At 67.1% G+C, this 14302-nt stretch carries 13 protein-coding genes; all 13 read left to right on the forward strand.

The window, feature by feature from the left end; all coding sequences use genetic code 11:
* Positions 1 to 10: 10 nt before the first annotated feature.
* The 13 genes from flgH to E5790_RS21420 all read left to right on the forward strand — a co-directional run bounded on the left by flgH (position 11) and on the right by E5790_RS21420 (position 14262).
* Entirely contained in the window at positions 11 to 703 is a 693-nt protein-coding gene (flgH, locus tag E5790_RS21360) for a flagellar basal body L-ring protein FlgH (protein ID WP_014647061.1), read from the forward strand.
* Positions 704 to 705: 2 nt separating this feature from the next.
* Entirely contained in the window at positions 706 to 1842 is a 1137-nt protein-coding gene (locus tag E5790_RS21365) for a flagellar basal body P-ring protein FlgI (RefSeq protein WP_041863393.1), read from the forward strand.
* Between the two features lies 1 nt (position 1843).
* Positions 1844 to 3043 (forward strand): flagellar assembly peptidoglycan hydrolase FlgJ, encoded by a 1200-nt coding sequence (gene flgJ / locus E5790_RS21370; RefSeq protein WP_049439356.1) that lies wholly within the window; start codon positions 1844 to 1846, stop codon positions 3041 to 3043.
* 8 nt (positions 3044 to 3051) lie between these two features.
* Complete coding sequence (gene flgK / locus E5790_RS21375) at positions 3052 to 4932, forward strand: flagellar hook-associated protein FlgK (protein WP_111206876.1); 1881 nt, start codon at positions 3052 to 3054, stop codon at positions 4930 to 4932.
* Positions 4929 to 6131, forward strand: a complete 1203-nt coding sequence (gene flgL, locus E5790_RS21380; RefSeq protein WP_111206877.1) for a flagellar hook-associated protein FlgL — start codon at positions 4929 to 4931, stop codon at positions 6129 to 6131. Before flgK ends, flgL begins: the two co-directional genes overlap by 4 nt.
* A gap of 399 nt (positions 6132 to 6530) precedes the next feature.
* Positions 6531 to 7748 carry a flagellin gene (locus E5790_RS21385; protein WP_032961916.1) on the forward strand — a complete coding sequence of 406 codons (1218 nt, stop codon included), beginning with the start codon at positions 6531 to 6533 and terminating at the stop codon, positions 7746 to 7748.
* Positions 7749 to 7820: 72 nt separating this feature from the next.
* Complete coding sequence (locus tag E5790_RS21390; RefSeq protein WP_005413266.1) at positions 7821 to 9005, forward strand: flagellin; 1185 nt, start codon at positions 7821 to 7823, stop codon at positions 9003 to 9005.
* A gap of 86 nt (positions 9006 to 9091) precedes the next feature.
* Positions 9092 to 10270 (forward strand): flagellin, encoded by a 1179-nt coding sequence (locus E5790_RS21395; protein ID WP_014647055.1) that lies wholly within the window; start codon positions 9092 to 9094, stop codon positions 10268 to 10270.
* A gap of 441 nt (positions 10271 to 10711) precedes the next feature.
* Positions 10712 to 12127 (forward strand): flagellar filament capping protein FliD, encoded by a 1416-nt coding sequence (fliD, locus tag E5790_RS21400; RefSeq protein WP_014647054.1) that lies wholly within the window; start codon positions 10712 to 10714, stop codon positions 12125 to 12127.
* Between the two features lie 128 nt (positions 12128 to 12255).
* On the forward strand, positions 12256 to 12672 hold the full coding sequence (fliS, locus tag E5790_RS21405) for a flagellar export chaperone FliS (RefSeq protein WP_005416447.1): 417 nt from the start codon (positions 12256 to 12258) through the stop codon (positions 12670 to 12672).
* Positions 12669 to 12962 (forward strand): hypothetical protein, encoded by a 294-nt coding sequence (locus E5790_RS21410; RefSeq protein WP_053496337.1) that lies wholly within the window; start codon positions 12669 to 12671, stop codon positions 12960 to 12962. Before fliS ends, E5790_RS21410 begins: the two co-directional genes overlap by 4 nt.
* Positions 12959 to 13537, forward strand: a complete 579-nt coding sequence (locus E5790_RS21415) for a PilZ domain-containing protein (RefSeq protein ID WP_014647052.1) — start codon at positions 12959 to 12961, stop codon at positions 13535 to 13537. The genes E5790_RS21410 and E5790_RS21415 overlap by 4 nt, the downstream gene beginning before the upstream one ends.
* Before the next feature lie 92 nt (positions 13538 to 13629).
* On the forward strand, positions 13630 to 14262 hold the full coding sequence (locus E5790_RS21420; protein ID WP_032959406.1) for a response regulator transcription factor: 633 nt from the start codon (positions 13630 to 13632) through the stop codon (positions 14260 to 14262).
* The last annotated feature ends 40 nt before the right edge of the window (positions 14263 to 14302 follow it).

Below are 14302 nucleotides of genomic sequence, written 5' to 3' on the forward strand. Positions count from 1 at the left end.
GGAAACCGCCATGTCGCCCATTTCCAGATTCACCCGCACTGCCCTCGCCTGCGCCGTGGTCGCCCTGCTCGGTGGCTGCGTGATCGCCGGCGACGTGCGCCCCTACGCGGCGATGGCACCGATCCAGCCGATCATGCCGCCGCAGGCCGCGCCGACCGCCGGTGCGATCTACGCTGCCGGCCCGACCCTGCAGCTGTACTCGGACCGCCGCGCACGCGATGTCGGCGACCTGCTGACCATCACCCTGCTGGAAAACACTACCGCGCAGACCAGCGCCAACACGGCCACCAACAAGGAATCCAACCTGAGCCTGGGCACGCCGTCCATCCTCGGTGCGCCGGTCACCCTGGGCGGCAAGGACATCCTCAGTGCGACGGCCAAGGGCGCGCGTGACTTCACCGGCAAGGGCAACAGCGCGCAGAGCAACCGCCTGCAGGGCAGTGTCACCGTCACGGTGATCCAGCGCCTGCCCAATGGCAACCTGGTGGTACAGGGGCAGAAGAACCTGCGACTGAACCAGGGTGATGAACTGGTGCAGGTGCAGGGCATCGTGCGTCCGGGCGACATCAGCCAGGACAACACCATTCCTTCCAGCCGCGTGGCCGAAGCCCGCATCGTCTACGGCGGCCGCGGCCCGGTCGCGCAGTCCAACGCGATGGGCTGGCTGAGCCGCTTCTTCAATTCCGGCCTGACGCCGTTCTGAGTATGGCCATGAAACTCCTCCCCTCTTCTTCCTGGCAGCGCCGCGTGGCGTCGTTCGTCGCGCTGATGCTGCTGGTCGTGGCAGCCCCGGCCAGCGCCGAGCGCATCAAGGACCTGGCCCAGGTCGGCGGCGTGCGTGGTAACGCCCTGGTGGGCTACGGCCTGGTGGTCGGCCTGGATGGCAGCGGCGACCGCACCAGCCAGGCGCCCTTCACCGTGCAGAGCCTGAAGAACCTGCTCGGCGAGCTGGGCGTAAACGTACCGGCCAACGTCAATCCGCAGCTGAAGAATGTTGCGGCCGTCGCGATCCATGCCGAGCTGCCGCCGTTCGCCAAGCCGGGCCAGCCGATCGACATCACCGTGTCGTCGATCGGCAACGCCGTCTCGCTGCGCGGCGGCTCGCTGCTGATGGCCCCGCTGCGCGGCGCCGACGGCCAGATCTATGCGATCGCGCAGGGCAACCTGATCGTCGGCGGCTTTGGTGCGCAGGGCAAGGATGGTTCGCGGGTTTCGGTGAACGTACCGAGCGTGGGCCGCATTCCCAATGGCGCCACGGTCGAGCGTGCCCTGCCCGACCCGCTGGCCAATGGCGGCGACATCACGCTGAATCTGCACAACAACGATTTCACCACCGTTTCGCGCATGGTCGCCGCACTCAACAACGCGTTCGGCGAAGGCGCCGCGCGTGCGGTCGACGGCGTGACCGTGGCCGTGACTGCGCCGACCGATCCGGGCGCACGCATCGGCCTGCTGGCCCGCATCGAGAACCTGGAGCTGACCCCGGGCAGCGCCCCGGCCAAGGTCGTGGTCAATTCCCGCACCGGCACCGTGGTCATCGGCCAGCAGGTGCGGGTCGGCCCTGCCGCGATCTCGCATGGTTCGCTGACGGTGACGATCCAGGAGAACACCAACGTCAGCCAGCCCAATGCCCTGTCCGGTGGCCGTACCGTGGCCAGCCCACAGTCGACCATCACCGCCACCAACGACGGCAGCCGCATGTTCAAGTTCAGCGGCGGCACCACCCTGGACGAGATCGTGCACGCGGTGAACGCCGTGGGCGCGGCGCCGGGCGACCTGATCGCGATCCTGGAAGCCCTGAAGCAGGCCGGCGCATTGAGTGCCGAGCTCGAGGTGATCTGACATGCGCATCAATCCCGCATTCGACCTGCACCCGGCGCAGCAGAACGACCCGGCGAAGATCGACAAGGTCGCACGCCAGCTGGAAGGCCAGTTCGCACAGATGCTGGTCAAGAGCATGCGTGATGCCAGTTTCGGCGACTCGCTGTTTCCCGGCGAGAACAAGATGTTCCGCGACATGTACGACCAGAAGATCGCCGAGGCGATGACCCGCGGCAAGGGGCTGGGCCTGTCCGGCATGATCAGCCGCCAGCTGTCCGGCCAGGCCGCCGACGGCCCGGCGCTGGATACCCGCGTGGCTCCGGCCAAGGCCAGCCGCGCCTACCAGCTCAACGCGCCGGACAAGCCGGCACCGTCGCTGCCGTTGGAAGATGGCAGCCAGGCCGTGCGCATGCTGCAGCAGATGGCGGCCGGCGCACAGCACGGCGCGCAGGCCGCGCTGGCACCGATGGAACAGGCACTGGACCTGATCGCCGGTCGCGAAAGCAGCAGCCTGCACCGCTCGCTGGGCACCGAGGATCCGTACATCGGCAACCTGCAGGGCGAGGACTGGTCCACCAACAACGACCAGTGGTCGGCGACGGCCAGTAACCGCGGTACGGCCATGAGCCAAGCCGATGCGATGGCTACCCGCACCGCCGTGGCCCAGCTGGGGCCGCACACGCCGGAAGGTTTCGTCGCCAGCATCTGGCAGCACGCGCAGAGCGCGGCCAGGGAACTGGGCGTGGATGCCCGTGCGCTGGTCGCCCAGGCCGCGTTGGAAACCGGCTGGGGCAAGCGCCACATCCGCCAGTCCGACGGCAGTACCTCGCACAATCTGTTCGGCATCAAGGCCACCGGCTGGAGCGGCCAGCGCGTTGAAGCCGGCACCCACGAATACGTGGATGGCGTACGCCGCAACGAAACCGCCAGCTTCCGCGCCTACAGCTCGCCGGCCGAAAGCTTCGCCGACTACGTGCGCCTGCTGAAGACCAGCCCGCGCTACCAGCAGGCCCTGCAGGCCGGCACCGACGTGCAGGGCTTCGCCCGTGGCCTGCAGCGCGCCGGCTATGCCACCGACCCGCGCTATGCGGCCAAGATCGCCGCGATCGCCGGCGGCCCGACCATCGAGCGTGCCGTAGCGGCCGTGACCGACGCCGGCGCGCGCCTTGGCCAGACCTTCGCCAGCACCGCGACCGCGGCGCTGGGTATCACCCGTCGTTGAGGAACCCCATGTCCAGCGTACTTTCCACCGGTACCGGTGCCCTGCTCGCCTTCCAGCGTGCGTTGGCGACCACCAGCCACAACGTGGCCAACCTCAATACGCCCGGCTACAGCCGGCAGAAGGTCAACTTCGCAACCGCCGACCCGCAGAACTACGGCTATGGCACGGTCGGCAACGGCACCCGGATCACTGACATCCGCCGCACTGCCGACCAGCTGGCGATCTCGCGCCTGCTCGACAGCAGCGGTGAACTGGCGCGCCTGAAACAGCTTTCGGGCATGGCCGACCGGGTCAACGCGCTGTTCTCCGATGCGGCCACCAATGTGGCCGGCGTCTGGTCGAACTTCTTCGATTCGGTCAGTGGCCTGTCGTCCAACGCGGCCGGCACCGCCGACCGCCAGAACATGCTCGACGGCGGCAAGGCGTTGGCCAACCGCTTCGTGCAGCTCAACACGCACTTGAACAACCTCAACAGCGAGGTCAACAACGGCCTGCTGGCCGGTGCCACCGAGGTCAACCGCCTGGCGCAGGAAATCGCGCAGATCAACGGCGCCATCGGCACCAACGTCGCCACCGCGGCGCCCGATCTGCTCGACCGCCGCGACCAGCTGATCACCCAGCTGATCGGCTTCACCGGTGGCACGGCGGTGATCCAGGACGGCGGCATCATGAATGTCTACACCGCCGGCGGCAACGCGCTGGTGGTGGGTACCACGGCGACCAAGGTCACCACCGTGGCCGACCCGTACCAGCCCGAACGCCTGCAGTTGGCGCTGGAGACCCAGGGCAACACCATCCGCCTCGACCCGAAGGCGGTCGGCGGCCAGATCGGTGGCCTGCTGGAATTCCGCGACACCGTGCTGACCCCTGCCCAGGCTGAACTGGGCAAGCTGGCGGTGGGCCTGGCCGAGAGCTTCAACCAGGCGCACCACCAGGGCGTGGACCTGTATGGCCAGCTGGGCGGGGACTTCTTCACCATCGGCAACCCGCGCGTCATCGGCAACAACAGCAATACCGGCACCGCCAGCCTCAGCGCAACCTACGGCGACCTGGGCAAGCTGGACGCGCAGAACGTGGTGCTGCAGTTCGATGGCACCAACTGGAAGGCCAGCCGCGCCGACACCGGCGCCAGCATCCCGCTGACCGGCACCGGCACCGCCGCCGATCCGCTGGTGATCAACGGCGTCAAGCTGGTCGTCGGCGGTACGCCGGCTGCAAATGACCGCTTCCTGCTGCAGCCGACCGCGGGCGTGGCCGGCAGCATGGAAGTGGCAATCACCGATCCGTCGCGCATCGCCGCCGCTGCAGCGGTGAAGGGCGCGGCCGCCACCGCCAACACCGGTACCGGCAAGCTGAGCGGTGTCACCGTCACCGATTCGACCAACGCCAACCTGCGCAATCCGTCGGCGATCGTGTTCACCTCGGCCACCACCTACACCATCGACGGTGGGCCGCCGCAGACCTACACGCCCGGCCAGACCATCAGCGCCAACGGCTGGAGCTTCGTGCTGGACGGTGCACCGAAGGTGGGCGATACCTTCAACATCACCCCGACCCCGGCCGGTTCGTCGGACAACAGCAACGCGTCGAAGCTGGCCAAGGTGGAAAGCGCGAAGGCGTTCAACGCCGGAACGGTGACACTGAACGGCGCGCTGGGTGGCCTGACCACCCAGGTCGGCGCCGCCGCCCGCTCGGCCGAGTACTCGCTCGACGCGCAGCTGGTGATCAATGACAAGGCGCAGGAAGCCCGCGACGAAGTCTCCGGCGTGAACCTGGACGAGGAAGCGGCGGACATGCTGCGCCTGCAGCAGGCCTACCAGGCCGCCTCGCAGCTGATCTCGACCGCCGACAGCATGTTCCAGACCATCCTGGGAGCCGTCCGCCGATGAGCAGCCGCATCTCCACCAGCATGATGTTCAACCAGTCGGTGTCGCTGATGATGGCCAAGCAGGCCAAGCTCAGCCACCTGGAGCAGCAGATTGCCACCGGCAGCAAGATCGTCAGCGCCAAGGACGATCCGGTTGCCGCCGGCACCGCGGTCGGCCTTGACCGCAGCCTGGCTGCACTGGACCGCATGAAGCTCAATGCCGGCAACGTGCAGAACCGCCTGGGCGTGCAGGAAAACACCCTGGCTCAGGTCAACGACCTGATGGCACGCGTCAACGATCTGACCATCCAGGCCAGCAATCCGGCGCTGAGCGCGGCGGACAAGAAGACGCTGATCACCGAGGTCAACCAGATCCGCGACGGCCTGCTGTCGCTGGCCAACGCCGATGATGGCACCGGCCGCTACGTGTTCGGTGGCACCAACGACGGCGACCCGCCGTTTGCCAAGATCAACGGCAAAGTGGTCTACCGTGGCGACCAGACCCAGCGCCAAGTCGAAGTCGGTCCGGATACCTACGTGAAGGACGCGCTGCCCGGCAGCGAGATCTTCATGCGCATTCCCACCGGCGATGGCTTCGTCGACGGCAGCGCCGCGGCCGGCAACACCGGCAACGGCGTGCTGACCAACATCACCCGCGACGGCAGCGACAGCTGGAACGGCCAGGGCTTCAGCGTGCGCTTCACCACTGGCAACCAGTACGAGGTGGTGGATGGTGCGGGCAACGTGACCGGAACCGGCACCTACAAGGCCGGCGACGATCTGGAAGTGAACGGTGTGCGCCTGCGCATCACCGGCGCACCGGCGGCGGGTGACAGCTTCAGCGTACAGGCCGCCAGCAGCCGCGACATCTTCTCCACCATTGACAACCTGGTGGCGGCGCTGGGTGCCGACACCGGTACCACCGCGCAGATGACCGCGCAGCAGAACCAGCTGCAGAGCGCACTGCGCGACGTGGCGCGCGCTTCCGAGCGGATGATCGATTCGCGTGCCGCAGGCGGTGCGCAGTTGAAGGCGCTGGACAATGCCGCCGACATGCGCGAGGCCAATGGCGTGACCCTGAAGACCACGCTGTCGCAGATGCGCGACCTGGATTACGCCGATGCGCTGAGCCAGTACCAGCTGCAGAGCACCGCGCTGCAGGCGGCGCAGACGATCTTCTCGCAGATGCAGTCGATGTCGCTGTTCAACAAGCTGCGCTGACGCGCCGCCCGCGTCAGTCCCGAAAGGCCGCGATGCCCTGCATCGCGGCCTTTTTCGTTTGCGCGCCTGCCCGCCGCTGCGCGGCCACCTGGCCGTCGCCGACCGATTTTCCGTGATTCTCCATCAAGCCCGGCCCGACCCCGCCGATACCTTCATCAGCGCTGGTCAGGCCTTGCCCGACCGCCCCTCCCGGGGCCGCTTCCACCCTGGCAACAGGGCTGAAAACCCCGGGAAAACAGCTTCAGGCAACGAATTCTGGCTTCAACGGAATTCACGGCTAAAGGTTGTTGACAAAGCGCCGTTATTCATTTGGCAACGGCGAAGCACACAGCCACACAAAAAAACAGGCGGCGCTTCGTTTCATTCACCAACGGGTTCCATATAAGAGGAGACGACCCCATGGCACAGGTAATCAACACCAATACGATGTCGCTCAACGCTCAGCGCAACCTGAGCACCAGCGGCAGCTCGCTCGCCACCACCATCCAGCGCCTCTCGTCCGGCCTGCGCATCAACAGCGCGAAGGACGACGCGGCCGGCCTGGCCATCAGCGAGCGCTTCACCACCCAGATCCGTGGTCTGGACGTGGCCATCCGCAATGCCAACGACGGCATCTCGCTGGCCCAGGTCGCCGAGGGTTCGCTGAACGAAGTCGGCAACAACCTGCAGCGCATCCGCGAACTGGGTGTGCAGGCCTCCAATGCCACCAACTCGGCCAGCGACCGCAAGGCCCTGCAGGCTGAAGTGACCCAGCTGGTCAGCGAGATCGACCGCGTCGCCAAGCAGGCCGACTTCAACGGCACCAAGCTGCTGGACGGCAGCTTCACCAGCCAGCTGTTCCAGGTGGGTGCCAACGCCGGCCAGGCCATCGCCATCAACAGCGTGGTCAACGCCAAGGCCGATTCGCTGGGCGCGGCCACCTTCGCCAACGGTTATACCGGCACCGCACTGGCGGTGGACAAGGCGACGGCCGACACCACCTACTCCGGCCTGCAGGTCTCGGTCACCCCGCCGGGCGGCACCGCCACCACGGTCACCATCAGCGACTTCACGGTGAAGGCCGGCGAATCGATCACCTCGGCCACCGCCGCGGCGATCAACAACAAGCTGGGCGAAACCGGCGTGGTTGCCTCGGTCAATGCCGGCGTCGTCAGCCTGGCCTCGGTCAAGGATGGCCAGACCTTCGCGCTGGGTGTCAGCGCGGCGACTCCGCCGGCCGGCGCCACCGCCGCGACCCTCGCCGGCCTGGGCCTGACCGAGACCAGCACCAACGGCGGCACCCTGACCGGTGCAGCGGCCAGCTTCGTCAAGGACCTGAACGTCACTACCGCCGAAGGCGCACAGAAGGCGATGTCGATCGTCGACAAGGCCCTGGAATCGGTCAACAGCGTCCGCGCCGACCTCGGCGCGATCCAGAACCGCTTCACCTCGGTGGTGGCCAACCTGCAGACCTCCTCGGAGAACCTGTCCGCGTCGCGCAGCCGCATCCGCGATACCGACTTCGCCAAGGAAACCGCCGAACTGACCCGCACCCAGATCCTGCAGCAGGCCGGTACGGCCATGCTGGCCCAGGCCAACCAGGTACCGCAGAACGTGCTCAGCCTGTTGCAGCGCTGACATGAGCCGCCCCCGGGGCACGTCGGGGGCGTCTAACCCAACTCACGTGCAACCGCTCAAGGACCTCTCCTCATGGCACAAGTCATCAACACCAATACGATGTCGTTGAATGCTCAGCGTAACCTGAGCACCAGCGGCAGCTCGCTGGCTACCACCATCCAGCGCCTGTCCTCCGGTTCGCGCATCAACAGCGCCAAGGACGACGCCGCCGGCCTGGCGATCTCCGAGCGCTTCGGCACGCAGATCCGCGGTACCGACGTCGCCATCCGCAATGCCAACGACGGTATCTCGCTGGCCCAGGTCGCCGAAGGTTCGCTGACCGAAATCGGCAACAACCTGCAGCGCGTCCGCGAGCTGTCGGTGCAGGCCTCCAACGCCACCAACTCGGCCAGCGACCGCAAGGCGCTGCAGGCCGAAGTGACCCAGCTGGTCTCGGAAATCGACCGCGTCGCCAAGCAGTCGGACTTCAACGGCACCAAGCTGCTGGACGGTTCGTTCTCCAGCCAGCTGTTCCAGGTCGGTGCCAACGCCGGCCAGGCCATCGCCATCGACAAGACCATCGATGCCAAGGCCAACGCCCTGGGCGGCGCCAAGTTCGACACCAACGCGCTGGCCCTGGCCGACCCGGGCACCAACGCTGATTTCAGCACCAGCGGCCTGCAGATCAATGGCGTTGCCATTGCCGATGTCTCGGTCAAGCAGGGCGCCGACGCCGCTGCCACCGGCAAGGCCTCGCGTGAAGCACTGGTGACCGCGATCAACGCCAAGATCGGCGAGACCGGCGTGTTCGCGGAAGTGAACGGCACCGCTGGCGTGACCCTGACCTCGGTCAAGGACAGCGTCAACGCCGATGGCTCGTTCAAGGCCATCACCGCGACCCCGGGCACCTGGACCGGCGCTACCGCGCCGACCTTCACCGCCTCGACGGCCGCGCCGGCCGCCAAGTACGCCAGCGACCTGGACGTCAGCACCGTGAAGGGTGCCCAGCAGGCGATGGAAATCGTCGACAAGGCCCTGGGTGCGATCAACAGCACCCGCGCCGACCTCGGTGCGATCCAGAACCGCTTCACCTCGGTCGTGGCCAACCTGCAGACCTCGTCGGAAAACCTGTCGGCGTCGCGCAGCCGCATCAAGGACACCGACTTCGCCAAGGAAACCGCCGAACTGACCCGCACCCAGATCCTGCAGCAGGCCGGTACGGCCATGCTGGCCCAGGCCAACCAGGTGCCGCAGGGCGTGCTCAGCCTGCTGCGCTGATCCGCTCGATGATCGACCTCCGGGCGCTGCATGACGCGGCGCCCGGATCCTGAAACACGTTCCACCTTCGCCAAAGGAAAAGCACCATGGCACAAGTCATCAACACCAACACCATGTCCCTGAATGCTCAGCGCAACCTGAGCACCAGCGGCAGCTCGCTGGCTACCACCATCCAGCGCCTGTCCTCCGGTTCGCGCATCAACAGCGCCAAGGACGACGCCGCCGGCCTGGCGATCTCCGAGCGCTTCGGCACCCAGATCCGCGGTACCGACGTCGCCATCCGCAATGCCAACGACGGCATCTCGCTGGCCCAGGTCGCCGAAGGTTCGCTGACCGAAATCGGCAACAACCTGCAGCGCGTCCGCGAGCTGTCGGTGCAGGCCTCCAACGCCACCAACTCGGCCAGCGACCGCAAGGCGCTGCAGGCCGAAGTGACCCAGCTGGTCTCGGAAATCGACCGCGTCGCCAAGCAGTCGGACTTCAACGGCACCAAGCTGCTGGACGGCACCTTCTCCAGCCAGCTGTTCCAGGTCGGCGCCAATGCCGGCCAGGCCATCGCCATCGACAAGACCATCGATGCCAAGGCCGGCTCGCTGGGCACCTCGACCTTCGCCACCGGCGCGACTGCTGCCCTGGCTGCCAGCACCGACGGCGCCCGTTTCTCCGGCACCGTGATGGGCGTGGACATCGGCACGGTTGAAGTGAAGGCCGGCGCCACCACGGCCGATGCCTCCAAGGCCGTCGCCACCGCCATCAACGCCAAGATCGGCGAGGCCGGCATCTACGCCGAAGCCAATGCCGACGGCACCCTGAAGCTGAGCTCGGTGAAGGAAGGCAAGGCTGTCGCCGCCGCCGATATCGCCCTGATGCGCAGCGACTACGACGCGACCGCCAAGACCTGGGGCACCGCGGCAGCTGCGGGCGCCTACACTGCCGGTACCGATACCTCGGCCAACGTGCAGAAGCTGGACGTGAGCACCGTGCTCGGCGCCCAGCAGGCGCTGGAAGTGGTCGACAAGGCCCTGGGTGCGATCAACAGCACCCGCGCCGACCTCGGTGCGATCCAGAACCGCTTCACCTCGGTCGTGGCCAACCTGCAGACCTCGTCGGAAAACCTGTCGGCGTCGCGCAGCCGCATCAAGGACACCGACTTCGCCAAGGAAACCGCCGAACTGACCCGCACCCAGATCCTGCAGCAGGCCGGTACGGCCATGCTGGCCCAGGCCAACCAGGTGCCGCAGGGCGTGCTCAGCCTGCTGCGCTGATCCACGGCAAGAAGGCGCCGCTACCGTCGGATCGAACCGACGGTAGCGGTAACCGGGAAGCCACGATGCACGAAGGCGCGGGCCATGCCCGGCCCGGGATCACTCCCGAACCGGCTTGGCATCGCCCGCTCCTGCGGACCTATCTTTCAGCGCTGTACCTTTGACTGTACGTACCGGGCGGCTTCGTCTCCCCCCGATTGTCAGTAGCCTGATCCCTCCCCTGCATTGGGGGAGGGCTTTTTGCAGACTCCCGGCAGCCCGCGGTGAACCTACCCGCACCCTGCCCCAGCCCTCCTGCAACCCGCGTGCCAGAACCCGCGCCAGGCGATTGGCACGGCACGTGCATCGACGAAGTCCTCAAGACCCAGCGGCGCAGGCCGCTATTTTCGTTGACGACGGGCCACCGCACGACGGCCGGGCCCGGATACCAGGAGAAACGACGTGGCAGACTTTGGATACGGTGGCATTGGCTCGGGACTGGATATTTCCAGCATCGTCAACCAGCTGGTCGCAGCTGACCGCAAGCCCGCCGACAATGCGCTGAACCTGCAGCAGTCCAAGGCCAAGATGCAGTTGTCGTCGATCGGCACCATCACCTCTGCCTTCGACAAGCTGAAGACGGCGCTGACCGCACTGAAGGCCACCACGGCGTTCGACACGCGCACGGTGACCGCCAGCAAGGGCGGCGACAAGGGCACCGACGAGATCCTGACGGCGTCGGTCGCGCTGTATGACGTTGGCACCACCAAGGCTGCGGCCTCCAACGGCACGCACGTGGTCAATGTCACCTCGCTGGCGACAGCGCACAAACTGATCGCCGATACCTCGGTACCCAAGACCGACACGTTTGCTGCCGGAACCTTGACGCTGACCGTTGGCGTGGGCGACAAGGCCAAGACCATGAACGTGGAGGTGGAGGACGGCGACACGCTGACCACCATCCGCAACAAGATCGATGCGGCCGGCCGCAAGGAAGGCGTGCAGGCCACCCTGATCAGCTCCGGCGACAACCAGTACCTGTCGATCGCCCAGGAGAAGACCGGTGCCGCCAACGCGATCAAGCTCGAATACGCCGGCAGCGACGCCAAACTGGGCGGCCTGGTCAACAGCCTCAAGCAGAACACCGCCGCCGCCGACGCCGAGCTGACCATCGATGGTGTGAAGGTCGTCAGCGCCAGCAACACCGTGGCCGATGCGGTTCCGGGCCTGACCCTGAACCTGAAGATGCCGGGCACCAGCACGGTGACCATCAGCACGGACACTGCGGCAGCCACCAAGGTGATGCAGGAGTTCGTCACCGCCTACAACGCTGCACTGGCGGCGATCAACACCGAAACCAAGTACGACGCCAAGACCAAGGAAGCCTCCACGCTGACCGGCGATGCGCAGATGCGCGGCGCCACCAGCCAGCTGCGCTCGGTGATGTCGAGCGTGCTCAAGGACCTGGCCGGTGACAAGCTCGATGCCAAGGCGATCGGCCTGGATACCCGTGGCTATCCCAATGCCGACGGCACGCTGATCCTGGACACCACCAAGTTCGCCGCCGCACTGGCCAGCCAGCCGGAGAAGATGCGCCAGGCGATCACCGGTGATACCGGCGGTGCCGGCAAGCTGTACACGCTGGTCGACGGCTATGTCAGCACCACGGTCGGCAAGGAAGGCGCCTTCGTTGCCCGCACCAAGGGCCTGAACACCACGCTGGACAACATCGACAAGCGCCGCAAGGACCTCGACACGCGCATGAAGAGCGTGGAAGAGCGCTACAAGAAGCAGTTCCTGGCGCTGGACAGCCTGATGGGCAAGCTGCAGCAGAGCAACACCGCGCTGCAGCAGCAGCTGGCCCAGTTGAACCGCTGACGGAACATGCACGGCACTCAAGTTTGCCGCGCAATGCACCGATAACGGACGCAACAGCAATCATCGCCGCGCCGTCGGCACCGGTCCCCGCGATCACCCGACGGCACCCCGCGCAAGGAGAATCACGAATGTACGGTTCCAGCCGTCAATATGCCGAGCAGTACCGCCAGGTGGGGGTGACCAGTGCGGTCGCCGATGCCGATCCACACAAGCTGGTGGCGATGCTGCTGGCCGGCGCGCTGGAGCGCGTGCGCCGCGCCCTGGCCAGCCTTGAACGCGGTGACCAGGCCGGCAAGGGCAAGGCGATCGGCGAAGTCTGCGCGATCGTCGGCCACCTCAACGGCTCGCTGGACCATGAGGCCGGTGGCGAGATCGCCGGAAATCTGTCTGCGCTGTACGACTACGTGCTGCAGCGCCTGACCGAGGCCAACCTGCACAACGACCGTGCCGCGCTGGATGAATCGCTGCAGCTGCTGGGCGAGATCGACAGCGCCTGGAACGCGATCCCGCACGAACAGCGCCGCCCGGCCGCGGTGGCGCCATGAGCCTGCAGGAACTGCATGCGCAGCTGGATGCCTTCGAGAAGGCACTGGGCGATGATGCCCTCGACCAGGCCGACAGCCTGCTCGACGGCCACGACAGCACCCTGCACGCCCTGCTCAGCCAGCCGCTGACCGCTGCGGACCACGCGCCGCTGAGCGCCCTGTTCGAGCGCCAGCAGAGTCTGCTCGGCCTGCTGCGCCAGCGCCGTGATGCCGTGGCCGCACTGATGAACGACGGCCAGCGCTCCCTTCGCGCGGCGCATGCCTATCTGCAGGCAGAATCGCTGGCATGACCTCGCTGCCGACCACCTCGCTGCATCACCCGGCCGAAAGCGAGCTGTTCGACGAGACGCTCAGCTGCGAACTGGCCCTGCCGGCCGAGTTCCAGGCGGGCAGCGCGGCCGGCCGCACCAGCAGCGCCGAAGGCCTGCTGCGCAGCCTGGCACTGGTCGAGGACAGCCGCGGCGACGAGCACGACGAACGCAACGAAGCCAGCCTGCAGCTGCAGCGCCTGGAAGCCAAGCTGGACCTGGCGATGGTGCTGCTCGGCCGGCTGGTGCGCCAGCAGGGCCAGGAGCTGACCCTGCGACCGGTGCGCTGGTCGCGCCGTGGCATCCGCCTGCAGCTGGGCCCGCGCAGTGGCGCAAGCCCCGGCCAGGCCGGCGTGGTGCGCCTGCAGCCCAGCGACTGGCTGCCCGACCACATCGACCTGCCGGTGGAGGTCGTCGCAGAAGCCGCCGACGGTAGCGGCGGGCACTTCCTGTGGCTGCGCTTCCAGCGTTTGGGCGATGGCCTGGAGATGGCGATGGAGCGGCACCTGTTCCGCCTGCACCGCCGCCAGGTGGCCGAGGCACGCCGCGCACGGTGAAACCCGCCCCCTTGGCGCTGTACGGCCGACCCTTGGCGCGCCCGTTCAGCTAAGTTAAGGTGGATGCCCCTACACGGATCTGCTGCGTGCCTGTGCGAGTTCTCATCGTCGACGATCACACCCTTGTCCGCGCCGGCCTGGCGCGGCTGCTGCAGGGGTTTGCCGACGTGCAGCTCGTGGCCGAGGCCAGCAACGCCGAACAGGCACTGCAACTGTCCCTGCAGCACGCACCGGATGTGGTGCTGATGGACCTCTCGCTGCCGGGCCGCACCGGCCTGGAAGCGCTCAGCGACATCCGCCTGCGTGCCCCCGGTACCCGGGTGGTGATGATGACCATGCACGACGATGCCGCCCACGTGCGCGATGCACTGGATCGTGGCGCGGTCGGGTTCGTGGTGAAGGACGCCGCACCGCAGGAACTGGAACTGGCACTGCGGGCCGCGCACGCCGGCCAGGTGTTCCTGAGCCCGCAGATCTCGGCCAAGATGCTGGCGCCGATGCTGGGCCGCGAGAAACCCACCGGCATCGCCGCACTCTCACCACGGCAGCGCGAGATCCTGCGCCGCATCGGCAAGGGCGAGAGCAACAAGGAAATCGCCGCCGATCTCGGCATCAGCGTCAAGACGGTGGAGACCCACCGCGCGCGGATGATGGAATCGCTGGGCTGCCGCCGCGCCAATGACCTGCTTCTGCTGGCCGCACGCCATCAGCACGAGCTCGAGTAGGCGCCGGTATCGGGGTCAGATCCCTTTCCCGCGGAAACGG

Source organism: Stenotrophomonas sp. PAMC25021, from assembly GCF_004795795.1.
Taxonomy (GTDB): Bacteria; Pseudomonadota; Gammaproteobacteria; order Xanthomonadales; family Xanthomonadaceae; genus Stenotrophomonas; species Stenotrophomonas muris.